Raw genomic sequence first — 21,465 nt, 5'->3', positions numbered from 1 at the left:
TCCTGCGCTTGGTGGCCAGCGGCCAAGACAGTGACCACAAGCGCGGACGCGGGCCACGAGCCGAGCGGGTCAGCCGGGCAGCGGGGCGGGCTCCGCCGGGAGCAGGTCCGGCCACGAGTGGGTCTCGCGGGCCAGGAGGGTGGTCAGCTGGGTGGTCTGCGTCGCCGGGATGCCGGCCGTCTGGGCGGCGGCCGCCCAGAGGTGGTCGTGTTCCAGCAGGAGCCACGTGCGTGCCGACTCGGCGGTCGGGAACTCCAGGCCCGACGCGTCGCCGGGGCGATCTCGCGTCGCCAGCACAGCGTTGCGCACCGACGCCGTGTAGAACGCCGTCAGCCGGGCGAGCGCGGCCTGGCACTCGGGTTGACCGTCGTCGAGGAGCGCCCTGCCCCTGGCGAAGGACCGGACCGGGGTGAGGTAGCGGTAGCGGTCCGTTGCGCCTGGCTCGATCAGGTGGGTGTCGGCCAGGGACTCCAAGAGGGACTCCGCATCGGCGACCGGCACGTTCAGCACCGCCGCCGCGGCGGCGACCGAGATGTCCGGGCCGTCGGGCACGGCCAGCAACCGGAACGCTCGGGCTTGCGCCGGGTTCAGGTCATCCAGCGCCGACTCGTAGGGGCTCTCGATCGCGGTGCACTCGGGGCGGCGCACGACCTCGCCCGGGCTCGGCGGGCGGATCCGCTCCCCCGCCGTCGCCAGGCTCCAGCCCGGTCGCGACGCCACCCGGGCGCCCATCGCCTGCACCACCTGCGGCAAGCCGGACGCCTTGGCCACGAACCGCCGAGCCTCCGCCGGCTCCGCCGCCACCCGGGCCGGGCCCACCAGGCGTTCGAACAACGCCAGCGCCTCGTCCTCGCGCAGGCCGTCCAGCTTCAGCCAATGCACGTACGCCAGCCCGAACAGCCGCTGCCGCGCGGTGATCACCACCGCCGCACCGCCCGAACCGGGCAGCAGCGGCCGAACCTGGTCGGCGTCACGCGCGTCGTCGAGCACCACGAGCAGGCGCCGGCCGGTGGTCAGCGTCCGCCACAGCGCCACCTGCTCACTGGGCGAGTCCGGCACCACCGCGCCGAGGCCACGCAGCAGGACCGCGAGCGGGTCGGCGGTCGCGCCCAGGTCGACGAAGAGCTGGCCGTCCGGGAAGTTCGGGGCCACCGCGTGACCGGTGTGGACGGCCAGCGCGGTCTTGCCGACGCCGGCCAAGCCCACGACGCCGAGCACCGGGACGCTCGCGTCCGACGGGGTGAGCGCGTCGCGCAGGCCGGGGAGCAGGTCGTCGCGGCCGGTGAAGTCGGGCAGGTCCGGCGGCAGCTGGGCCGGGGTCGCGGCCACGGCGGGCGCGGGGGCGGGCGGGCCGGCCAACGCCGGGTCGGACACCAGGATCCGGTGCTGCATCTCCTGCAGCTCCGGCCCCGGCGCGATGCCCAGCTGCTCGTCGAGCAGGCGCCGGGTCTCCTGGTACACCGCCAGCGCCTCGGCCTGCCGGCCCGACCGGTACAGCGCCAGCATCAGCAGCTCCCGCGGCCGCTCCCGCAGCGGCTGCTCGATCACCACCGGCGCGAGGTCGGCCGCGGCCTCGACGTGCCGGCCCAGCTCGATGTCCGCCGCCGCCAGGTCCTCGACGGCCGCCAGCCGGACCTGGAACAGCCGCGTCCGCTCGTACTCGGCGTACTCCCCGTTGACCCCGGCGAGCGGCATCCCCTTCCACAACGCGAGCGCCGACCGCAGCGCCCCGGCCTCCGCGGCGTGGTCGCCCGCGTGCCGGGCCTCCCGCGCGGCGCTGATCCCGCGCTGGAAGTCGGTGATGTCGAGGGAACCGGCCGGCAGCGCGTAACCACCGCCGACCGACCCGATGAAGCCGTCGCCCAGGACGCGGCGCAGCCGGGAGACATAGGACCGGACCATGCCGATGGCCGCCCGCGGCGCCGTCTCACCCCAGATCGCGGAGATCAGCTGGTCGGTCGACGCGGGCGCGCCGCCACGCAGCAGAAGGATGGCGAGGACGGCCCGCTGCTGCGGTGAACCCAGCTCGACCTCGGTGTCGCCGCGCCACGCACGAACCGGCCCCAGCACCTCGAACCGCAGCTGTCCGGTCACCCGCGACTCCCCTCCGGAACCGAGCACTCACTCAGAAGAGCATCAACGGCTTCCGGGCGGATGGTATTCCAGCAGGCGGTCCAGCGGCGGCGGGTCGAAGGGGTCCGGCACGACCGGCGCGTCGCGCAGCGAGATCTCCCGCGCGAGCTGCCCGGCCGCCCGCTCGACGCGGTGCGCGAGCAGGTCCGGCGCCGCCGCGCCGGCCCAGTCCTCCGGCGCGGCGAACACGGAGGTCGGCACGACCACCGCACGCAGGTAGGTGAACAGCGGCCGCATCGCGTTCTCCAGCACCAGCGAGTGCCGCCCGGTGCCGCCGGTCGCGCCCAGCAGCACCGGCTTGTCGACCAGCGCCTCGTCGTCGAGCACGTCCACGAACGTCTTGAACAGCCCGCTGAACGACGCGGCATACGTCGGCGTCACCACGATCAGCCCGGCCGCCCGCGCCACCAGGTCGAGCACCAGCTCGAGCTCGGCTGCCGGGTAGCCGCTCACCAGGTGGTTGACCAGGTCGTGCCCGTGCTCGCGCAGCTCCACCACCTGAGTGTCCACATCGGACCCGAGCGCGGCGGCGGTGGCGAGCGCCAGCCGGTCGGCCAGGAGCCTGGTCGACGACGGCCGGCCGATGCCGGCCGACACCACCGCCAGCGTGCGGGTCATTTCCGCGCCGCCAGCGACTCGTGCGTCGGCGCGTCCGGCACGTGTGCCGGCCGGCCGATCGCGAACTCCTTGCGCAGCACCGGAACGACCTCCTCGCCGAGGATGTCGATCTGCTCGAGCGCGGCCTTCTTCGGCAGGCCCATGCCGTCCACGTTGAACAGCTGGCGCTGGTAGTCGCCGAAGTCCTCGCGGAACCGCAGCGTCCGCTCGATCACCTGCTGCGGGCTGCCGACCGACAGCGGCGTCTGCCGCATGGTCTCCTCGAGCGAGGGCCCGTTGCCGTAGACCGGCGAGCGGTCGAAGTACGGCCGGAACTCCGCGACCGCGTCCTGCGACCGCTTCCGCATGAACACCTGCCCGCCCAGCCCGACGATCGCCTGGTCGGCCGGCCCGTGCCCGTGGTGCTCGAACCGGGTCCGGTACAGGTCGATCATCCGCCGGGTGTGTTCCGTGGGCCAGAAGATGTTGTTGTGGAAGAACCCGTCGCCGTAGTACGCGGCCTGCTCGGCGATCTCCGGGCTGCGGATCGAGCCGTGCCACACGAACGGCGGCACGTCGTCGAGCGGTCGCGGCGTCGCGGTGAACGACTGCAGCGGGGTGCGGAACTTGCCCTGCCAGTCGACCACCTCCTCGCGCCACAGCCGGCGCAGCAGCGCGTAGTTCTCCACCGCGAGCGCGATCCCGTCGCGGATGTCCTTGCCGAACCACGGGTACACCGGGCCGGTGTTGCCGCGGCCCAGCATCAGGTCGACCCGTCCGTCGGCGAGGTGCTGGAGCATCGCGTAGTCCTCGGCGATCTTCACCGGGTCGTTCGTGGTGATCAGCGTCGTCGACGTGGACAGGATGAGCCGGCTGGTCCGCGCCGCGACGAAGGCCAGCAGCGTGGTCGGCGAGGACGTCACGAACGGCGGGTTGTGGTGCTCGCCGGACGCGAAGACGTCCAGCCCGGCCTCCTCGGCGTGGACGGCCGTCTCGACCGTCGCCGTCAGCCGCTCGTGCTCGGTGGGCACCCGCCCCGTCGCGGGGTCGGTGGCGATGTCACCGACCCCGAAGATCCCGAACTGCATGTCAGATCCTGAACTTGTCGCGGTTGTCGCGCAGCCACGTGCTGAAGTCCTGCAACCGGGGGTTGAGGGCACGCACGTTCTCGGGCAGGCGCGAGCGGGTGAAGTAGTCGGAGAACTCGGCGTAGTACTGGAACATGTTCGCCGTGTCGTCCGCGCCGGGGAAGCCGAGCGCGCGGACGTCGGCGGGGCTCATCGGCCGGTACTCGATCTTCTCGCCGAAGATCTCGCTCAGCTTGGCCGCGTACTCCTCGCCGGTGGCGATCTCGCCGGAGACGCCCACGGTCTCGCCGACCAGCTTCGTGCCCGCGGTGAGGATGCCCAGCGCGGTCCGGCCGATGTCCTCGGCGGCGACGCTCGGCAGCGGGCTGTCCGACATCGGGAGGGTGAGCACGAGCGTGCCGTCCTCGGCCCGCACCGGGTGGGCGAAGGTGGTGAAGGAGTCGAAGTACATCGTGGTCGACAGGAACGTCGTCGGGACGCCGGCGTCGAGGAAGACCTGGTCGGACTCGCCCTTGCTGTCGAAGTGGGGCACCTTGTACTTCCCGTGCAGGGTCGGCATCCGGTCGTCCTCGAGCGGGACGTGCAGCCGGGTGTCGGGCAGCGTCGACCAGATCACGTGCTGGAGGCCGGTGGCCTTGGCGGCGTCGACCACCGCGCGGACGTGGGCCTGCTCGCGCTCGACGGAGTTGTACTCCCAGAACGCGGTCACCGCGAACGCGCCGTACGCGCCGTCGAAGGCCTTGCGGACGCTGTCGGGGTCGTCGAGGTCCGCGGCGACGACCTCGGCGCCGCGGGCGGCGAGCGCCTGGGCCGCGGCGGAGGACGGGTTGCGGGTGAGCGCCCGCACGGCGAACTCGCTGTCCGGGTCGTCGAGGATGGCGTGCGCGAGGCCGCCGCCCTGGGACCCGGTCGCGCCGACCACCGCGATGATCTTCTTGTCGCTCATGAGCTGGCTCCTTGCCTGTGCGGGTCCGGGCTCTCCGGCCCCCACAGACGAGTTAGCCAGCGCGACATTGGCGTGGCGTGCACGTCCGGTGCACGACCCGTGCACGCCGCGCCGAGTGGCAGGTCAGCCGCAGTGCTCGAACGGGCTGGTGTGGCTCGCCGAACCGGGCCGCGCCCTGCACCTGCGGGAAGGCCGGCGCGTCACCGCTTCGGGAGGAGCTTGTCCGTCCACAGCGGACGACAAAAGGCAGACAAAAGACAATGGCAAGGAGGTCACCCACTCCTTGCCATGTCTAATTTATAGCGCACCGGGGGGCTTGCGGCAAGACCCGGGTCGTGCCGCAGAATCTCCGGCCGAAGCCAGAACGTGCGGAAAACGGGGGTTCGCGAAGTACGTGTGCTCTTGTCGACGGGCGGGTCTCGCGGGAGGTCGAACCGCCGGTGGACTGCGCGGAGCAGCTGGCCGAAATGCAACCTTTGTCGAATGGGGGGTCTTCATGATTGACGTGATCGTTGCCGGCGGCGGACCGACCGGCGTGATGCTGGCCGGTGAGTTGCGGCTGCACGGCGTGCGCGTGGTCGTGCTGGAGAAGGACGCGGAGCCGACCAAGATCGAGCGCTCGCTGGGCCTGCACGCGCGCAGCGTCGAGGTGATGGACCAGCGCGGTCTGCTGGAGCGCTTCCACCCGCTCGGCCAGCAGTACCCGCTCCGTGGTGTCTTCGCCGGCATCATCAAGCCCTCGCCGGACCGGCTGGACACCGCGCATCCGTACCTCTTCGGCATCCCGCAGACCACCACCGACCGCCTGCTGACCGAGCACGCCGTCGAGGCCGGCGCCGAGATCCGGCGCGGCTGCGAACTGGTCGGGCTGAGCCAGGACGCGGACGGGGTGACCGTGGAGCTGGCCGACGGCACGCGGCTGCGCTCGCGCTACCTCGTCGGCTGCGACGGCGGCCGCAGCACGGTGCGCAGGCTGCTCGGCGTCGGTTTCCCCGGCGAGCCCGCCAGCAAGGAGTGGCTGCTGGGTGAGGTGGAGTTGACCGCGTCGCCGGAGACGGTGGCGGCCGTGGTGGCCGAAGCCCGCGAGACCCACAAGGGGTTCGGCGTCGGGCCCATCGGGGACGGGGTGTACCGCGCCGTCGCGCCCGCCGCCGGGGTGGCCGAGGACCGCACGGTCCCGCCGACCCTGGACGAGCTGAAGCACCAGATCCGGGAGGTCGCCGGCACCGACTTCGGCGTGCACTCGGCGCGCTGGCTCTCCCGGTTCGGCGACGCCACCCGGCTGGCCGAGCGCTACCGGGTCGGCCGGGTGCTGCTCGCCGGCGACGCGGCGCACATCCACCCGCCGATGGGCGGGCAGGGGCTCAACCTCGGTATCCAGGACGCTTTCAACCTCGGCTGGAAGCTGGCCGCCGAGGTCGACGGCTGGGCACCGGAGGGGCTCCTGGACAGCTACCAGACCGAACGGCATCCGGTGGCCGCCGACGTGTTGGACAACACCCGCGCGCAGGTCGAGCTGACGTCCCTCGAGCCGGGTCCCCAGGCGGCGCGCCGGCTGATGTCCGAGCTGATGGACTTCGAGGAGGTGACCCGGTACCTGATCGGGAAGATCACGGCGATCGGGATCCGCTACGACTTCGGCGAGGGGCATGAGCTACTCGGCCGGCGGCTGCGGGACATCGGACTGAAGCGGGGGCGCCTCTACGAGCTGATGCACGGCGGCCGCGGCCTGCTGCTCGACCAGACCGGCCGGCTCTCGGTGGCGGGCTGGGCGGATCGGGTCGACCACGTCGTCGACGTCAGCGAGGAACTCGACGCGCCCGCGGCGCTGCTGCGGCCGGACGGCCACGTGGCCTGGGTCGGTGAAGACCAGCAGGATCTGGTCGGCCAGCTGCCCACGTGGTTCGGCGCTCCCGTCAGCTGAGCGCGCCCCAGCAAGATCGATCTCATCGGGACCTCCTGGTGCTTGGGGTGGCGGCCGCGTGGAACTCGATCGCGACGGTGCGGCCGAACAGCGTGGCGAGCGGCATGGTCCGGCCGTCGGCGTGGCGCAGCGTTCGGCCGGGCGACACGCCGACGGAGGTCCCCCGCCGTGACGGATTCCGGGGCGAGAATCAAGTGACCGACCCCGAACCGGGTCCTTCGATCAAGAGGAGCGGCAGTGGCGAACGACCAGAAACACATGGAGTACCTCGCCACGCTCCTCCGACCGCACGAGATAGTGGAGTTCACCGCCGTCCTCTGCCGGTGGCTGCACGACGCGCACGAGACCGCGGCCGACCTTCAACCGGCCCGGCGGAACAGCTCCCGCGGCAACTGGGACAACAACACGAGCTTCGGCACCGACCGCTACCAGTACCTCCGGGCGACGGCGAGTTCACTCGTCGGCGAGCTGCCCGGCCTGATGGTCGACACGTCCTTCCAGGCGTTGCTGCTGAAGCTGCCCAAGGTGGGGATGTATCCGCTGCTGATGCCGTCGGGACCGGACAGGTCCCTCGGCGATGCCAGCGAGCTCCGCCGCGAGCTGTTCGGCGCCGGCGACGGCGAGGGGCTCTTCCCGCGCCTGGACGCCTGGTTCTCCGGCCGCGAGAGGCTATTCCTCCCGTGGAACGGCACCGAAGCCGTCGGCCTCACCGGGTTGTGGGCCGGCCAGGGCACGTTGCAGGAAGACAACCACATCGACTGGACCTGGCGGGTTCAGCTCTACGACGTCGCATCCCGGCTCGCCGCGGCGGTGCCGTCCGGACGGCCCGCGCCCGACGCGTTCGGCCTGCCGCAGCCGATGCTGCCGTTGCGACCGCGCTCCGAGGCGCCGGCCGCCACCGAATAACTCACGCTTCACCCGATTGGCGCCACGCTCCGTGCTCGACCACGATGGCGCTAGTTTCCCGTGCCCGTCTGCCCAGGGGGTTTGTCGTGACCACGAATGCCGCCGCCGTCGCGCAGGCATTCGCCCCCGCCCGGCTGACGATGGCCCGGGAGCTGTCCGGCCTGCGCAAGCGTGAGCTGGCCGTGCTGATCGAGCGCACCGCGGCGGCCGTGTCGCAGTACGAGCTGGGCCAGTCCCGGCCGAGCGCCGAGGTCCTCACCCGGTGTGCCCGCGCGTTGGAGGTGCCCGTCGGGTTCTTCGCCGCGGGCCGGCCGCAGCTGCGGCTGGACACCACCCAGGCGCACTTCCGCTCGCTCCGCGCGACCACCGCCGTGCAGCGCCAGCAGGCCCTGGCGCACGTGGAGCTGCTGTGGGAGATCACCGACCAGCTCGACCAGGTGATCGAGCTGCCGCCGGTCGACCTGGGCCTGCCGCTGGGCATTCCCCACGGTGACGTCGTCCGGACCGCGCGCACCATCCGGAAGGCGTGGGACCTGCCGACAGGCCCGGTCGTGCACCTGGTGCGCAACCTCGAGGCCCGCGGCATCGTCGTGGCCGGCATGCCGGCGGTGGACAGCGTGGCGATCGACGCGTTCTCCGCCGCGCTGCACGGCCGCCCGATGATTGCCCTGTCCGACAAGGGAAACCCGATGCGCCGCCGCTTCTCGGTGGCCCACGAGCTAGGCCATCTGTTGTTGCACCCCGACCCCGCCCCGGGCTCCGCCCAACACGAGCGCCAGGCCAACGCGTTCGCGGCGGAGTTGCTCATGCCGGCCGCCGAGATCCGCCCCCTGCTCCCCACCCCGGTGGACATCCCCGCGCTGAAGCAGACGGCCGACGCCTACGGGGTGTCGGTCGAGGCCCTCCTCTACCGGGGCAAGGACCTGGCGGCGTACGCGGACTCCACCGTCCGCCGCACGATGGCCACGCTCAGCGCCCTCGGGTGGCGCACCCACGAACCGGTCCACGCCGACTACGCCGGGGAACAACCGGCGCTGCTCCGCAGAGCGGTAGAGCTGGCCGCGGACCACGGCCTACCGCTACCGCTGCTCGCCGAACGCCTCCACATAGGACTCCCCCGCCTGAGAGACCTGATAGGCATGCCGAACCCGAAACCCCGCCTCCGCCTGGTCCACTGACTTCGGCCGCCACTGCCCCTTGCCGTTCAGCCCGCCGTCCAGCCGCAGCGCCTTGTCGGCGCGCCGCGCCGCCGGTGGTCAACCGGTCCACTCAGCCCTGGTCCAGCAGCACCGCGAGCAGGCGGGTGCGGACGTCCTCGGCCGGGGTGGCGGGGGTCAGGAGGACCTCGCGCATCGCGGTTAGGCGGGGGTCCTGCGTTCGGGCCGTGACCTCGGCGGTGAGCCTCGCTCGTTCCGTTTCGGCGGTGGTACGGGATTCGCTCAGGGCCTCGCGAAGGTGGGCCTCGGCCACTCGGGCGGTGTCGCGTTCGGTGGTGAGGGTCGCGACTCTCGTCGTCGCTTCGGTCAGGGACCGGGTGGCCGCGTCGGCTCGGTCGGCGTTCGTGGTGGCCATGCCTTCCGCGCGGGCCTTCGCCAGGTCGGCCCGGGTGGCGGACTCCCTCGCGGCGCGGGCTTCCGCGCGGGCCTGGTCGCGGTCCTGGCGGTGGCGCTCCGCCTCGGCCATCGCGGTCTCGGCGGCGTCGCGGGCCGTCTGGACCGCCACGTCGGCGGCCTCGTTGAGGTGCTGAATCTCCGCCTCGGCCGCCTCCCGAGCCTCCTGGATCTCCGCCGCCGTGGCCTCGCGGATCCGCCGGACCTCGGTCTCCGCCTCGGTGCGGGCGAGTTGGACGTCGGCCTCCGCGGTCGCGCGCGCCAAGTGGATCTCGGCCTCGGCGTTGGACCCGGCCTCGCGGATGGCCGCATCGGCGGACGACCTCGCCTCGGCCGCGGCGGCCCGCGCCTCCCCGGCGGCCGACTCGGCGGTCTGGCGCAGGCCCCGTTCGGTGGCGGCCGCGGTCTCGGCCCGCGAAGCCCGGTCGGCGGCGGCCTCGATCTCCTCCGCGAGCCGGCCGCGTAGCGCCTCGGCGGCGGCGAGGACCTCCGCGAGCGGGCCGGCGACGCGGTCGGCGGCCGCGGTGAACGTGGTGGCCGCCGCCACCAGCTCCGCGCTCCCCCGCTCCTCGAGCGCTTCCGCCAGCGCCTCCTGCGCGGCGGCGAGCTGCTTGCACGTCTTCCCACCTGGCCAGGAGCGGTCCGGACAGTAAGCGAACGGGCGGCCACCCTTCGGCCCGGGCCCCGGCAGCGGCGCCCGGCACCGGCTGAACCCACAGAGGCCCGATATGTCCGCTTCAACCTGTTCGCCCATGATCCATACCCTAGTAGACAGTTCTATAACCGGCAACCAATCATACGAGTTAGATAACATATAACCAAGGTCAGCTACAGAAGTGTGCTTTTGTAGCTAAGCTGAGCCGGTGACGGAGATAGCGGCTCGAGGCACCGATCTGGCGCCGGCGAACGGCCCCTGGCCGAGCGTCAGCGACCCCGCGGAACTACTAAGGGCCATCGCCGACTGGCTCGCCGGCTACGGCAACACCGCCACCCGCCGCACCTACGCCGAAGGCCTCGGCCTCCCCACGAGCCCCACCGACCTCCGCGACTGGCTGCACGGTGGCGTGGCGGGCGACACCGACCACCCCTGGTCGACCGCCGTCGCCCGCTACGCCGCCGCCCTCGGCACCCCGAGGACCGCACCGAGGACCACCCCGAGCGCCACACCGAGCGTCGCAAAACCCGGCCGCATCCCTCCCCCAGCCGCGCGTGGCCGCTTCCGCCACCTCCACTGGTTCCGCTGGTGCGCAAGCCGCGGCATCGACCCCCTCGCCGCCACCTCCACCCACGTCAAGGCCTGGCTCGAAAACCTCGACGACGCCGGCGCGGCCGTCGCCACCCGGGACCGCATGCTCGCCACCGTCAAGGCGCTCTACACCCACCTCGCCGACACCGGCCTCGCCGACGGCAACCCCGCCGGGCTCAACCGGCGCCGGCTCGGGCTCGTCAAGCCCAAGGGCACGACCACCGCCACGATCGTCCTCACCACCGGCCAGGTGCGGGCCCTCTACGAGACCGCGGCCACCAGGCGGCAGGGCGCCGGAGAGAAGGACACGGCGCGCGCCAAGGCCGTCGTCGCCCTCTTCACGCTCGGCCTGCGGGTCAGCGAGCTCTGCGACCTCGACCGCGCCGACCTCCACGTCACCCGCGGGCGGCGCGCGCTGCGGGTCCACGGCAAGGGCGGCAAGACCCGCGTCGTCTACCTGCACGCCGCCGCCGAGCAAGCACTCACCGACTACCTGCGGATCAGCGGCGAGAACGAAAGAGCCACCCTGCCCGCCAGACGCGAACCACAGGCCAGCCGCCCGCTACTGCTCACCCGCACCGGCAACCGCTACCAGCGCCAGGCCGTCTGGCAGCTCCTGCGCCGCCTCGCCACGGCCGCCGGCGAGCCACTCCGCGACGTCGCCGGGGCCATGCACCCCCACGCCCTGCGCCACTTCTACGTCACCACCGCGGTCGAGGCCGGCGCGCAGCTCGTCCACGTCCAGGCCGACGTCGGGCACACCAGCATCGACACCACCGAGCAGGTCTACAACAGCGCCGCCCGCGACCCGGCCCGCAGCGCGGTCGACCTCGTCGCCGACGCGCTCGAGCTCGACGGAGCCTGAACGAGACCGAGCCTGAAACGAGACCGAGCCCGAAACGAATCGGCCCCACCGTGCGAGACTCCACGAGCGGGCTGGTCGAGCAGGGGGCAGGCATGGGCACGGAGATCGTCGTCGTCGTCCGGGACACCGGGATCGTGTGGGTGGCCCAGACCGCCGAGACGGTCCGCGCCGCCGGCTGCGTCATCGGCCTCGTCACCGGGCCGCTGGACACCGTGGAGGCCATCGAGCTCGACAAGCTCGTCGACGGCCTCGCCGTGGTCGACGACCCGACCGACCCCGAGCAGCTGGCCGAGGCCGCCCGCACGCTCAGCCAGGGCCACCGGCTCGGCGCCGTCTTCTCCGCCTCCGACGGCACCCTCGTCGCGGCCGCCCGCGCCGCCGAGATCCTCGGCGTCGGGCGCACCCCGGCCCGCGGTTTGCTGCTGTGCCGCAACAAGTACGCCACCCGCACCGCGCTGCGCCGGGCCGGCCTCAGCACCCCGCGGTTCGCGCTCATGCACGACCCCGCCGAGGCCGCGGCCGTCGCCGCGCGGGTGGGCCTCCCCGCGGTGATCAAGCCGGTCAACGGCGCCGGCAGCCACCTCGTCGAGCCGGTCCGCACCGTCGAGGAGCTCGCCGCCGCGCACACCAAGATCAGCACCCGGCTGCTCGACGCCCCGCAGCTGCGCAACCTCTACGCCCGGCCCGTCGACAACGGCGACGGCACCACCATCGACCCCACCCGCGGCTTCCTCGTCGAGGGCAGGCTCAACGGCCCCGAGTACACAGTGGACTTCGTGGTCCGCGACGGCGAGGTCGAGGCCCTGCCGGTGGTGGACAAGTTCCTCATCGACGACCGGTTCTTCGAGCGCGGCTTCGTCAGCCCGCCGATCGGCCTGGACCCGCGGCGCGAGGCCGAGATCGAGGCCTGCGTCGTGGCCGCCGTCCGCGCCGTCGGCCTGGACAACGTCGCCGGCTGCGTCGAGATCATCGACGACGCGCAGGCCGGGCCCACCGTCGTCGAGGTCAACGGGCGGCCCGGCGGCCAGCTGCTCGGCACCCTCTACGGCCTGCGCACCGGCGTGAACACCGCCGCCGAGGTCATCTCGCTCGCCCGCGGCGTGCCCTGCCCGCGCAGCGCGCCGCCGCTGCCCATCCCGCTCGCCACGCTCACCCTGTTCCCCGGGCGAACCGGTCGCCTCAAGGCGATCCACGGCCTCGACGCGGTCGCCGACCTGCCCGACGTGCTCCAGGTCGTGCCGTCCGTGCGGCCCGGCGACCTGATCACCGCCGACTACGAGATCTTCGCGGTCAACCTCGTCGTCGCCGGCTTCGACGACTACGCCGACCTCGAGGACATCTACGCACAGGCCGACGCGCTGGTGACGTTCGAGATCGAGCCCGATGGAGGTGGTCGGTGAGCACCGACCCGCAGCATCCGTACAGCCCCGCGGTCGTCGCGGCCGGCCTGGTCTTCGTGTCCGGCTCGCTGCCGGTGCGGCCGGACGGCACGATCGTCTCCGGTGGCCGGGCGGCGGTCGACGCGGCGCTGGAGCAGCTGCAGGAGCGGATGGCCACGGTCGGCGCGCGGCTCGAGGACGTGGTCAAGCTGACCTACTTCGTCACCGACCTGAGCCTGCGGGACGCGGCCAACGAGCAGTACCTCGACCTGTGGCCGGAGCCGCGGCCGGCGCGGACCGTGGTCGGCGTGGCGTCGCTGCCGAGGGGCTGCGAGGTCGAGATCGACGCGATCGTGAAGGCGCCCTGACGCTCACCCGTCGAGCAGGCCCGCGTCGTGGACCAGCAGGGCGATCTGCACGCGGTTGTTGAGGTCGAGCCGGGTCAGCACGCTCGACACGTGGGTCTTCACCGTGGGCACGGACAGGTACAGGCGGGCGGCGATCTCGGCGTTGGACCGGCCGTGGCCCACCTCCACGGCCACCTCGCGCTCCCGCTCGTTCAGCCCGGCCAGCCGCCGCCTGGCGCGAACCCCGCGCCGGTCGGCGTCGGTGTCGGCCACCCGTGCTATGAGGCGGCGGGTCACCGCCGGCGAGAGCACCGGGTTGCCGCGGGCCACCTCCCGCACCGCGGCGACGATCTGCGCCGGCGGGGTGTCCTTCAGCAGGAACCCGGCCGCGCCGGCCCGCAACGCACGCAGCACGTGGGCGTCCGCGTCGAACGTGGTCAGCACGATCACCTCGGGTGCCGGGTGGCGGGCACGCACCGCCTCGGTGGCGGCGAGCCCGTCCACCGCCGGCATACGGATGTCCATCAGCACCACGTCCGGGCCGTGCCGGTCGATCGAGCCCAGCACCTCCGAGCCGTCGCCCGCCTCGCCCACCACCCGGATGTCCGGCGCGCCGCCGAGCATCATCGCCAGGCCCGCCCGCACGAGCGGGTCGTCGTCCACGATCAGCACGGCGACCGGCTCGGGTGTCGTCACGGCGGCCACGGTAGCCAGGCCGCGACCCGCCAGCCATCGGAGGTCGGCCCGTGCTCGAGCCGCCCGCCGACCAGGGCCAGCCGCTCGGCGAGTCCCGCGAGCCCCTGCCCCGGCGGGCCGCACGGCCCGGGCCCGGTCGGCGGGCCGTTGCCGACCGACACGGCGAGCTCGGCACCCGGCGTGCCCGACAAGGACACGCGGACCTCGGCGCCCGGCGCGTGCTTGCGGGCGTTGGTCAGCGCCTCCTGGACCACCCGGTACGCGGTCCGCCCGGGCGTGTCCGGCACCGGCGCGACGACCGACGTGCACAGCGACACCCGCATGCCGGCCCGCTCCGACTCGGCGACGAGCGCCGGCACGTCGGCGAACGTCGCCTGCGGCAGCTCACCGACGGGAGCACGCAGCACACCGATCACCTCGCGGAGATCCTGCATCGCCTGGTGGGCGCTCTCCCGGATGACCGTCGCCGCCCGCGCGACGTCCGCCGGCGGCGCGTCCGGCCGGAACTCGAGGGCGCCCGCGTGCACGCTCAGCAGCGAGAGCCGGTGGCCGAGCACGTCGTGCATCTCCCGGGCGATCGCCGCGCGGGTCTCGTGCCGCACCTGGTCGGCCCGCAGGTGCGCCTCGGTCTCCGCACGCTCGGCCCGGTCCCGCAGCGACTCGACGAGCGCGCGCCTGTTGCGCACGACCATGCCCCACGCGACCGCGGCGGCCTGGACCGCGACGCCGAACATCCACAGGAGCAGCGGCGGGGCGTCCGGCTCGGGCCGCAGCAGCGCGTAGCCGGTCGCGCTCAGCACGCTCAGCCCGAACACCGCGAGCGTCGTGCGCGCCGGCCGGTGCACCGCGACGGAGAACAGCGCGACGAGCATCGGCCCGGAGACGAACTCGAACACCGTCGACAGCACCACGAGCACGACGGCGAGCTCGACCGGCCTGCTGCGCCGCAGCCAGACCGCGACACACGCCACCGCGCCGACGACCTGGTCGACGTCGTAGAGCCACGCCGGGTCGGGCAGCGCGCGGAAGCGCTGCACCGCGATGAGCGCGCCGAAGAGGACCGCGAACAGGAACAGTGCCGTGTCCACCAGCCAGTCGCGCGTGCCGCGGCGGGGCAGGAGCAGGGTGTCGTTCATCCTGCTCGGGAGCGTACGGCCCAGGTCCGGCGACCGGCCCGAGATCGAGACCTTCGTCGGGCGCCTCGATACCTTGGTCGCGGCGGCCGCCCGCATCCGGGGACCGTCGGCCGATCCGCGGCGGGGCACCGGGTTCGTAGCGTTGGGCCATGCGCAAGGCCATCCAGTTCGTCGGCTTGTTCCTGTTGGTCGCGGGGATCAGCGGCACCATCGACCACCTCTTCGTCCAGCCGCTGATGAGCGTGGTGCTCAACGTCTTCAACCGGTTCGTGATCCCGAACATCGACGCGCTGGCGGGCTACGAGCTGTACGCCAACCTCAGCGTGGCCGCCGTCGGCGCGGTCATTGTGGTGGTGGCGGAGAAGGTCCACGCATGAGGCCCCGCCGTTAACCGTGGATCACTGATCATCGTTAGGGTGAGGGCAAGGGGGCCCACGAGAGGGCGACGACGGTGGTGACGCTCGACAACGACCTCGCGCGACGTGCCAGACGGGGAGATCCCGGGGCCGCCGCCGACCTGCTGGCGCGGATCCGGCCCGGTGTGCTGCGCTACTGCTGGGCGCACCTCGGCTCGCTCGGCCGCGGTGACCAGACGCCCGACGACGTGGCGCAGGACGTCTGCCTCGCGGTGTTCGAGGCGTTGCCGCGCTACCAGGACCGCGGGCTGCCGTTCACCGCGTTCGTCTACCGCGTCGCCGCGCACAAGGTCGCCGACGCACACCGCACCGCGTCCGCCGCCCAGGCCATCCGGCCCATCGAGACCGTGCCCGAACCCGTCGACGACGGCTGGGACCCCGAGGACCTCGCGATCACCGCCGACCTCTCCCGCCGCCTGCTGCCCCTGCTCAACGACCTCACCGACGCGCAGCGGGAGATCATCGTGCTGCGCGTCGCCGCCGGCCTCACCGCCGAGGAGGTCGGCGCGGTCATCGGCAAGTCGCCCGCCGCCGTGCGGATGGCGCAGTCGCGGGCACTCGCCAGGCTGCGCGAATGGGCCCGCGAGCACGCTCCCGACGAGGTGGTCGCATGAGCCCCGACAAGCCCGACTTCGCCACCCTGCGCGACGACGACTACCTGCTCGACCGGCTCGGCCGTGGCGAGCCCGCCGCCGGTGACGTCGAACGGATGCTCGCCGGCTGGCGCGCCGGCCTGCCCGCCGCCGGACCGGTCGACCCCCGCCTGCTCGACGCCGTCACCGCCGCCATCACCGCCCCCGGCCCGGCGAAGCGCCGGAGGAGCGCGGCGAAGCGCCGCCGGCCGCGGCGGGTGGCCCGCGTGTCGCTGAGCGCCGCGGCCGCCGTACTCGTCGCCGGCGGCACGGTCACCATCGCTGCCGCGTACGCCGGGCCGAGCAGCCCGCTGTGGCCGGTCACCCGGGTGATGTACGGCGACCTCGCCGAGTCGCGGGCCGCGCGGGACGACGCCGACCGCGCCGTGTCCGACGCCAAGACCGAGGCCGACCAGGGCCACTACCCCGAGGCCGCGCGGCTGCTCGCCGTCGCGGACTCGTTGGCGGACAAGGTGAACGAGCCCACCGACGAGCACCGGCTGCGCACCGACATCGCCACGGTCCGCGAACTGCTGCCCGCCCTGCCACCGGTCGCGCCCGGCAAGTCGACGGCGAGCGTCGAGATCACGCCACCGGCACTCGTCCCCGACGCCGTCCCGCGGACCAGGAACGGCGCCCCGGACACCCGCCAGGACACCGAGCGAGGCAGCGAGCAGGGCAGCGGGGGAACCGGCGGCGGTGAGGGCCAGCCGCCGACGTCGACCAAGGCCAAGAAGGAGAAGAAGGCCGAGGCGAACGCCGTCCTTCCGTCGGTCCCGACCCCGGAAGTCGACCCGAGCGCACCGCTCGACCCAGGCAACTAGGCCGATCGGACCAACGGCGCTCACCCTGTCGTTGGCAATCGAGATCAATACCGCCACAGCGCGTTGCACGTTGCCGCGTCTCCCGATTCACGTCCGCACACGCCAGACCCGGCGTCGGCGACACCCCCCGCGCCGACGCCGCTCGTCGAGTCCGATGACGCCGGCCCCCAGCCCCGGGTGGGCCCGGGCCCGACGAGAACGTGGTGTCCCTCCCGGCCCGCTCCCGGGAGGGGCACCACACGAAAGTCACCGCGCCGGGTGTCGAAACGGCGATCCACCGTTCGTGTAGGAGGCAAACGCCCTCCACGGAAGGAAGCGCGCGATGCGCAGGATCGTGGTCGTCAACAGCATCACCCTCGACGGCGTGATGCAGGCCCCCGGCCGGCCCGACGAGGACACCCGCGGTGGCTTCACCCGCGGCGGCTGGGCCGTCCCGTACCAGGACGAGGTCATGGGCCGCGTGATGGGCGAGCGCATGACCGGCGAGGGCCGGCTGCTGCTCGGCCGCCGCACCTACGACGACCTCCACGGCTACTGGCCCAGCCAGCCCGCCGACAACCCGATCGTCGGCGTGCTGAACAACAGCACGAAGTACGTCGTGTCCCGGTCCGGGCCGCTGCCTTGGCAGAACTCGGTCCTGATCCCGGAGAACGTGCCGGAGGCGGTGGCGAAGCTCAAGACCGGGCCGGGCGGCGACATCGCGGTGCTCGGCAGCGGCGAGCTCGTCGCCACGCTGATGCGGCACGACCTCGTCGACGAGTACCTGCTCTCGATCTACCCGCTGATCCTCGGCACCGGCCGCCGGCTGTTCCCCGACGGCGCCCCGGTGGCGGATCTCGACCTTGTCGATAGCGTGACCACGACGACCGGCGTGGTGCTGGCGACCTACCGGGTGCGGGGAGGGACGGGGCGATGACGCAGTATCTGCTGAGCATCTACCAGCCGGAGGGCGAGCCGCCACCACCCGAGGTGCTCGGGCCGGTGATGGAACGGCTCGACGCGCTCAACGGGGAGATGCGCGACGCCGGGGTGTGGGTGTTCGCCGCCGGGCTGCACCCGCCGAGCACCGCGACCGTCCTGCGGGCCAAGGGGCCGGACGTGCTCACCACCGACGGGCCGTTCGTCGAGGGCAAGGAGTACCTCGGCGGGTTCACCGTCATCGAGGTGGCCGACCTCGACGCCGCGCTCGGGTGGGCCGGCCGGCTCGCCACGGTGCTCGAGCCGCTGTGGATCGAGGTTCGCCCGGCCAATGGCTGACGTGCATGGTTGACCTGGACGTCGAGCGGGTCTTCCGGGAGGAGCACGGCCGGGCGGTGTCGGTCCTGGTCCGCGTCTTCGGCGACATCGACGTCGCCGAGGAGGCGGTCCAGGACGCGTTCGCCGCGGCCGTCGAGCGCTGGCCCGAGACCGGGCTGCCGCCGAGCCCCGCCGGCTGGATCATCACCACCGCACGCAACCGCGGGATAGACCGGCTCCGCCGGGAGGCCTCCCGCGCGGACCGGCACGCCCAGGCGGCGCTGCTGCACGCCGAGTCGGAACCGGAGGAGGTGGGGGCCGTGCGGGACGACCGGCTGCGGCTCATCTTCACCTGCTGCCACCCCGCGCTCGGCACCGCCGCCCAGGTGGCGCTCACCCTGCGGCTGCTCGGCGGGCTCACCACCCCGGAGATCGCGCGGGCGTTCCTGGTGCCCGAGTCGACGATGGCCCAGCGGCTGGTCCGCGCGAAGGGCAAGATCCGCGACGCGCGGATCCCGTACCGGGTGCCCCACGAGGCCGACCTGCCCGCGCGGCTGCGGTCGGTGCTCGCGGTCGTGTACCTGATCTTCAACGAGGGCTACACGGCCAGCTCCGGCACCGACCTGGTGCGCGACGACCTGTGCGCGGAGGCCGTGCGGCTGGGCCGGCTGCTGGCCGAGCTGATGCCCGACGAGCCGGAGGTGCTGGGCCTGCTGGCGCTGATGCTGCTCACCGGGTCCCGCCGCCCGGCCCGCGTCGGCGCCGGTGGCGACCTCGTGCGGCTCGGCGACCAGGACCGGTCGCTATGGGACCGCTCGCTGATCGCCGAGGGGCAGGCCATCGTGCGGCAGTGCCTGCGGCGCAACCAGCCCGGGCCGTACCAGCTCCAGGCCGCGATCACCGCCGTCCACAGCGATGCCGTGTCCGCGCCGGCGACGGACTGGGGGCAGATCGTCGCGCTGTACGACCAGCTTCTGACGTGCACGCCCACGCCGGTGGTGGCGCTGCACCGGGCGGTCGCCGTGGCCGAGGTGTCCGGCCCGGCCGCCGCCCTGACCCTGGTCGAGTCGCTGCCGCTGGACGGCTACTACCTCTTCCACGCGATCCGCGCCGACCTGCTGCGCCGCCTGAACCGGCCGGCCGAGGCGGCGTCCGCGTACGAGGCGGCCCTGACCCACACGGACAATGCGGCTGAGCAGGACTTCCTACGCCGAGCCCGCGACGCCCTGAGTCCGGGAGCCGGCTAGGTGGCCGGCGTCCAGCGCGGGGCGCGCCACCCGGCCACCTTCAATGGCCGCGCGGGCTCGACATCCCGACACGACCTGGCGCGGGTCAGCCGTCCGAACGGGCCATCCTCGTCGCGCCCGCGGAGGCGGCGACGACCAGGAGTACCGCCAGCCACTGAAGCGGGCCGAGGATCTCGCCGAGTACGACCAGGCCCACGAGTGCGGCGACCCCCGGCTCCAGGCTCATCAGCACCCCGAACACCTTCGGCGGGATCCGGCGCAGTGCCTCCAGTTCCAGTGAGTACGGGATGACCGACGACAGCAGGGCCACCCCGAGCCCGACCGCGAGTACCCACGGTTCGAGCAGTGCCGTGCCGCTGTCGACGATGCCGACCGGCGCGACGACGACGGCCGCCAGGGCCATGCCGAGCGCCAGGCCGCTGCCGTCGGTGGTGTGCCGGCCGAGTGCCGCGCTGAGCAGGATGTAGCAGGCCCAGCAGGCCGCCGCCGCGAGCGCGAACAGGATGCCGGCCAGGTGCAGGTCGCCGCGGCCCTCGGTCAGCAGCACCACCCCGCCGGCGGCGAGCATCGCCCACACGCCGTCCAGCCAGCGGCGGGAGCCGCCGATGGCCACCGCGAGCGGGCCGAGGAACTCGATCGTCACCACGATGCCGAGCGGGATCTTGGCCAGCGCCAGGTAGAAGCACAGGTTCATGGCGCCGAGGACCAGGCCGTAGCCGACGACCACCGCCCAGGCGCGCCGCTCCATGCGCAGCGACGGCCGCCACACCGCGAGCAGCACCAGCGCGGCGAAGAACAGGCGCAGCGCGACGGTGCCGACGCTGCCGACCGCGCCGAACAGCTGCTTGGCCAGCGCCGCGCCGATCTGGACGCTGACGATGCCGGCCAGCACCTGCGCGGGCGGCGGCACCGCGCCGAGCGCCCGCCCGGCCAGCGCGATCAGGCTGACCCGCGGCAGCGAGCCGGGCCCGACCCGGTCTACATGCATGGTGGCCATGCCCGCATACAACGCGACACCACCGACAACGTCGCGCGGGTTTCCAGATCCTGGGACGCGCCGGGCGGTCAGGCCCGCGGTCGGTAGGACAGGTGGACCACGCCGCCGTCGTAGCACTCGCAGGCCGTACGAGCAGGGCCTCGCCGATACGACGCCGACCGCGACCTGGTGGCCCAGGGGTTACCGCGACGTCACCGTCGAGCCACTGTGCGACTACTGGTCATCGCCCGCGTTCCTGCTGACCGCGGACACCTGACGGACGGCAGCAGCGGGTCGTAGGATCCACGTGACCGCACGACCGAGCGGGACACGGTGGTACGCATGGCAAAGCGGAGACTGGGCCGGCTCTCGGTCACGGCGTTGGCGCTCGCGATCGGGTGGGCCGGGCTCGGCATGCCGACGCTCGCGGCCGATCAGCCGGCGGCTGGTGTACGGGCCTGCCTGATCGTCGACACCGATGTCGGGTTGGACGACGACCGGGCGGTCGCGCTGCCGGCACCCGAGCGCGACGTGCGCGCGGTCGTCGTCACCGAAGGCGTCGCCGGCGTGCAAGCCGGCGCCACCGCGATCTCGATGTTCCTGGCCGCCCACGGCGATCCGCCGCGGGTGATCCCGGGGCTCGCGTCGGCGAGCCCCCCGGCGTACGACTGGCTGCCGGCGGCCCGGTCCGGTGCCGAGCGGATGAACAACTTCCTGCACGACGCCGTCCCGTTCGGGGTCGGTCCCGGCCAGCTCGCCCGCGACGTCGGCACGGCGGTGCGCGGCTGCGCCAGAATCGACGTGCTGGTCCTCGGTCCGTGGACGTCCTTCCTGCGCTACGCACCCGCGCTCGGCTCGAACGTGCACGTCGTCGCCTCCGGCCGGTCGTTCGCCGAGAACAACCCGGACAACTTCAACTGCGAGTACGACCTCCCCGCGTGCCGCGCCGCGGTCGCCGTGCTGGACCGCGTGCGCGACGTGGCCTTCGTCGACCTTCCGCCCGCCGGTGCGGATCTCACCTACGATCCGACCGAGGCGATGGTCGCCCGGCTCGAGCGGGCGGGGCTGCCGGGCCTGCTGCGCGCGGCACTGCTTGTCGATCCGACCCAGTGGCTCGGCACCCGGCTGTGGGACGACGCCGCCGCGCTCTACGCCATCGCACCCGGGTGGTTCGAACCACACGGCGGACACCAGGAGCCCGCGGTACCGGAGGAGAAGTTCCGCGACCTGGTGGTCAACGCGATCAACGCCGACTGACCGC

22 protein-coding genes are annotated in these 21,465 nt (G+C 73.2%); 13 read left to right on the top strand and 9 right to left on the bottom strand.

Annotated elements, in window-relative coordinates; all coding sequences use genetic code 11:
• Positions 1 to 69: 69 nt before the first annotated feature.
• From VGD70_RS33920 to VGD70_RS33905, 4 genes are read right to left on the bottom strand one after another with little or no spacing between them, the layout of a single operon-like run.
• Positions 70 to 2,094 carry an AfsR/SARP family transcriptional regulator gene (locus tag VGD70_RS33920; protein WP_331088713.1) on the bottom strand — a complete coding sequence of 675 codons (2,025 nt, stop codon included), beginning with the start codon at positions 2,092 to 2,094 and terminating at the stop codon, positions 70 to 72.
• A gap of 42 nt (positions 2,095 to 2,136) precedes the next feature.
• Positions 2,137 to 2,751, bottom strand: coding sequence for a CE1759 family FMN reductase (locus VGD70_RS33915; protein WP_331088711.1), 615 nt, complete (start codon positions 2,749 to 2,751; stop codon positions 2,137 to 2,139).
• The gene (locus tag VGD70_RS33910; protein WP_331088709.1) at positions 2,748 to 3,818 is read right to left on the bottom strand and encodes an LLM class flavin-dependent oxidoreductase; all 1,071 of its coding nucleotides are present in this window, start codon (positions 3,816 to 3,818) and stop codon (positions 2,748 to 2,750) included. Before VGD70_RS33910 ends, VGD70_RS33915 begins: the two co-directional genes overlap by 4 nt.
• A 1-nt stretch (position 3,819) precedes the next feature.
• Complete coding sequence (locus tag VGD70_RS33905) at positions 3,820 to 4,764, bottom strand: NmrA/HSCARG family protein (protein WP_331088708.1); 945 nt, start codon at positions 4,762 to 4,764, stop codon at positions 3,820 to 3,822.
• Positions 4,765 to 5,260: 496 nt separating this feature from the next.
• Between VGD70_RS33905 and rox the strand changes: the two genes are divergently transcribed.
• A complete protein-coding gene (rox, locus tag VGD70_RS33900; protein ID WP_331088706.1) occupies positions 5,261 to 6,688 on the top strand; it encodes a rifampin monooxygenase in 1,428 nt (475 codons plus the stop codon).
• A 22-nt stretch (positions 6,689 to 6,710) separates the two neighbouring features.
• Here rox and VGD70_RS33895 read toward each other — a convergent pair whose 3' ends face one another.
• The gene (locus tag VGD70_RS33895) at positions 6,711 to 6,836 is read right to left on the bottom strand and encodes a hypothetical protein (protein ID WP_331088705.1); all 126 of its coding nucleotides are present in this window, start codon (positions 6,834 to 6,836) and stop codon (positions 6,711 to 6,713) included.
• 89 nt (positions 6,837 to 6,925) lie between these two features.
• On the opposite strand from VGD70_RS33895, the gene VGD70_RS33890 reads away from it, so the two are divergent.
• Both VGD70_RS33890 and VGD70_RS33885 read left to right on the top strand, forming a co-directional pair.
• Positions 6,926 to 7,594, top strand: coding sequence for a hypothetical protein (locus VGD70_RS33890; RefSeq protein WP_331088703.1), 669 nt, complete (start codon positions 6,926 to 6,928; stop codon positions 7,592 to 7,594).
• An 86-nt stretch (positions 7,595 to 7,680) separates the two neighbouring features.
• Complete coding sequence (locus VGD70_RS33885) at positions 7,681 to 8,772, top strand: XRE family transcriptional regulator (protein WP_331088701.1); 1,092 nt, start codon at positions 7,681 to 7,683, stop codon at positions 8,770 to 8,772.
• A gap of 91 nt (positions 8,773 to 8,863) precedes the next feature.
• Here the strand turns inward: VGD70_RS33885 and VGD70_RS33880 are convergent, their stop codons facing one another.
• Positions 8,864 to 9,958 carry a hypothetical protein gene (locus VGD70_RS33880; protein ID WP_331088699.1) on the bottom strand — a complete coding sequence of 365 codons (1,095 nt, stop codon included), beginning with the start codon at positions 9,956 to 9,958 and terminating at the stop codon, positions 8,864 to 8,866.
• Positions 9,959 to 10,067: 109 nt separating this feature from the next.
• On the opposite strand from VGD70_RS33880, the gene VGD70_RS33875 reads away from it, so the two are divergent.
• The 3 genes from VGD70_RS33875 to VGD70_RS33865 are packed head-to-tail and all read left to right on the top strand — an operon-like array spanning position 10,068 to position 13,062.
• A complete protein-coding gene (locus tag VGD70_RS33875) occupies positions 10,068 to 11,315 on the top strand; it encodes a tyrosine-type recombinase/integrase (protein ID WP_331088698.1) in 1,248 nt (415 codons plus the stop codon).
• Positions 11,316 to 11,365: 50 nt separating this feature from the next.
• Positions 11,366 to 12,715, top strand: a complete 1,350-nt coding sequence (locus VGD70_RS33870) for an ATP-grasp domain-containing protein (RefSeq protein WP_331088697.1) — start codon at positions 11,366 to 11,368, stop codon at positions 12,713 to 12,715.
• The gene (locus VGD70_RS33865) at positions 12,712 to 13,062 is read left to right on the top strand and encodes a RidA family protein (RefSeq protein ID WP_331088696.1); all 351 of its coding nucleotides are present in this window, start codon (positions 12,712 to 12,714) and stop codon (positions 13,060 to 13,062) included. Before VGD70_RS33870 ends, VGD70_RS33865 begins: the two co-directional genes overlap by 4 nt.
• 3 nt (positions 13,063 to 13,065) lie before the next feature.
• Here VGD70_RS33865 and VGD70_RS33860 read toward each other — a convergent pair whose 3' ends face one another.
• The gene (locus VGD70_RS33860; protein ID WP_331088695.1) at positions 13,066 to 13,746 is read right to left on the bottom strand and encodes a response regulator transcription factor; all 681 of its coding nucleotides are present in this window, start codon (positions 13,744 to 13,746) and stop codon (positions 13,066 to 13,068) included.
• Entirely contained in the window at positions 13,734 to 14,873 is a 1,140-nt protein-coding gene (locus VGD70_RS33855) for a sensor histidine kinase (RefSeq protein ID WP_331088693.1), read from the bottom strand. Before VGD70_RS33855 ends, VGD70_RS33860 begins: the two co-directional genes overlap by 13 nt.
• 149 nt (positions 14,874 to 15,022) lie before the next feature.
• On the opposite strand from VGD70_RS33855, the gene VGD70_RS33850 reads away from it, so the two are divergent.
• The 6 genes from VGD70_RS33850 (at position 15,023) to VGD70_RS33825 (ending at position 19,228) form a co-directional block, all read left to right on the top strand.
• Complete coding sequence (locus tag VGD70_RS33850; protein ID WP_331088691.1) at positions 15,023 to 15,250, top strand: hypothetical protein; 228 nt, start codon at positions 15,023 to 15,025, stop codon at positions 15,248 to 15,250.
• 74 nt (positions 15,251 to 15,324) lie between these two features.
• Positions 15,325 to 15,903, top strand: a complete 579-nt coding sequence (gene shbA / locus VGD70_RS33845; protein ID WP_331088689.1) for an RNA polymerase sigma factor ShbA — start codon at positions 15,325 to 15,327, stop codon at positions 15,901 to 15,903.
• Entirely contained in the window at positions 15,900 to 16,745 is an 846-nt protein-coding gene (locus VGD70_RS33840) for a hypothetical protein (RefSeq protein WP_331088687.1), read from the top strand. The genes shbA and VGD70_RS33840 overlap by 4 nt, the downstream gene beginning before the upstream one ends.
• A gap of 322 nt (positions 16,746 to 17,067) precedes the next feature.
• Positions 17,068 to 17,661, top strand: coding sequence for a dihydrofolate reductase family protein (locus VGD70_RS33835; protein ID WP_331088685.1), 594 nt, complete (start codon positions 17,068 to 17,070; stop codon positions 17,659 to 17,661).
• Entirely contained in the window at positions 17,658 to 18,002 is a 345-nt protein-coding gene (locus VGD70_RS33830; protein ID WP_331088684.1) for a YciI family protein, read from the top strand. Before VGD70_RS33835 ends, VGD70_RS33830 begins: the two co-directional genes overlap by 4 nt.
• 5 nt (positions 18,003 to 18,007) lie before the next feature.
• A complete protein-coding gene (locus tag VGD70_RS33825) occupies positions 18,008 to 19,228 on the top strand; it encodes an RNA polymerase sigma factor (protein WP_331088682.1) in 1,221 nt (406 codons plus the stop codon).
• An 85-nt stretch (positions 19,229 to 19,313) separates the two neighbouring features.
• Here VGD70_RS33825 and VGD70_RS33820 read toward each other — a convergent pair whose 3' ends face one another.
• On the bottom strand, positions 19,314 to 20,225 hold the full coding sequence (locus VGD70_RS33820; protein WP_414638130.1) for an EamA family transporter: 912 nt from the start codon (positions 20,223 to 20,225) through the stop codon (positions 19,314 to 19,316).
• A 321-nt stretch (positions 20,226 to 20,546) separates the two neighbouring features.
• Between VGD70_RS33820 and VGD70_RS33815 the strand changes: the two genes are divergently transcribed.
• Positions 20,547 to 21,461: a hypothetical protein gene (locus VGD70_RS33815; RefSeq protein WP_331088681.1), complete on the top strand. Its 915-nt coding sequence runs from the start codon at positions 20,547 to 20,549 to the stop codon at positions 21,459 to 21,461.
• Positions 21,462 to 21,465: the final 4 nt, after the last annotated feature.

The organism is Actinophytocola sp. (genome assembly GCF_036402745.1).
GTDB lineage: Bacteria > Actinomycetota > Actinomycetes > Mycobacteriales > Pseudonocardiaceae > Actinophytocola.
Note: the sequence above shows the minus strand (reverse complement) of the source record. Positions and strands in the feature narration are given on the sequence as shown.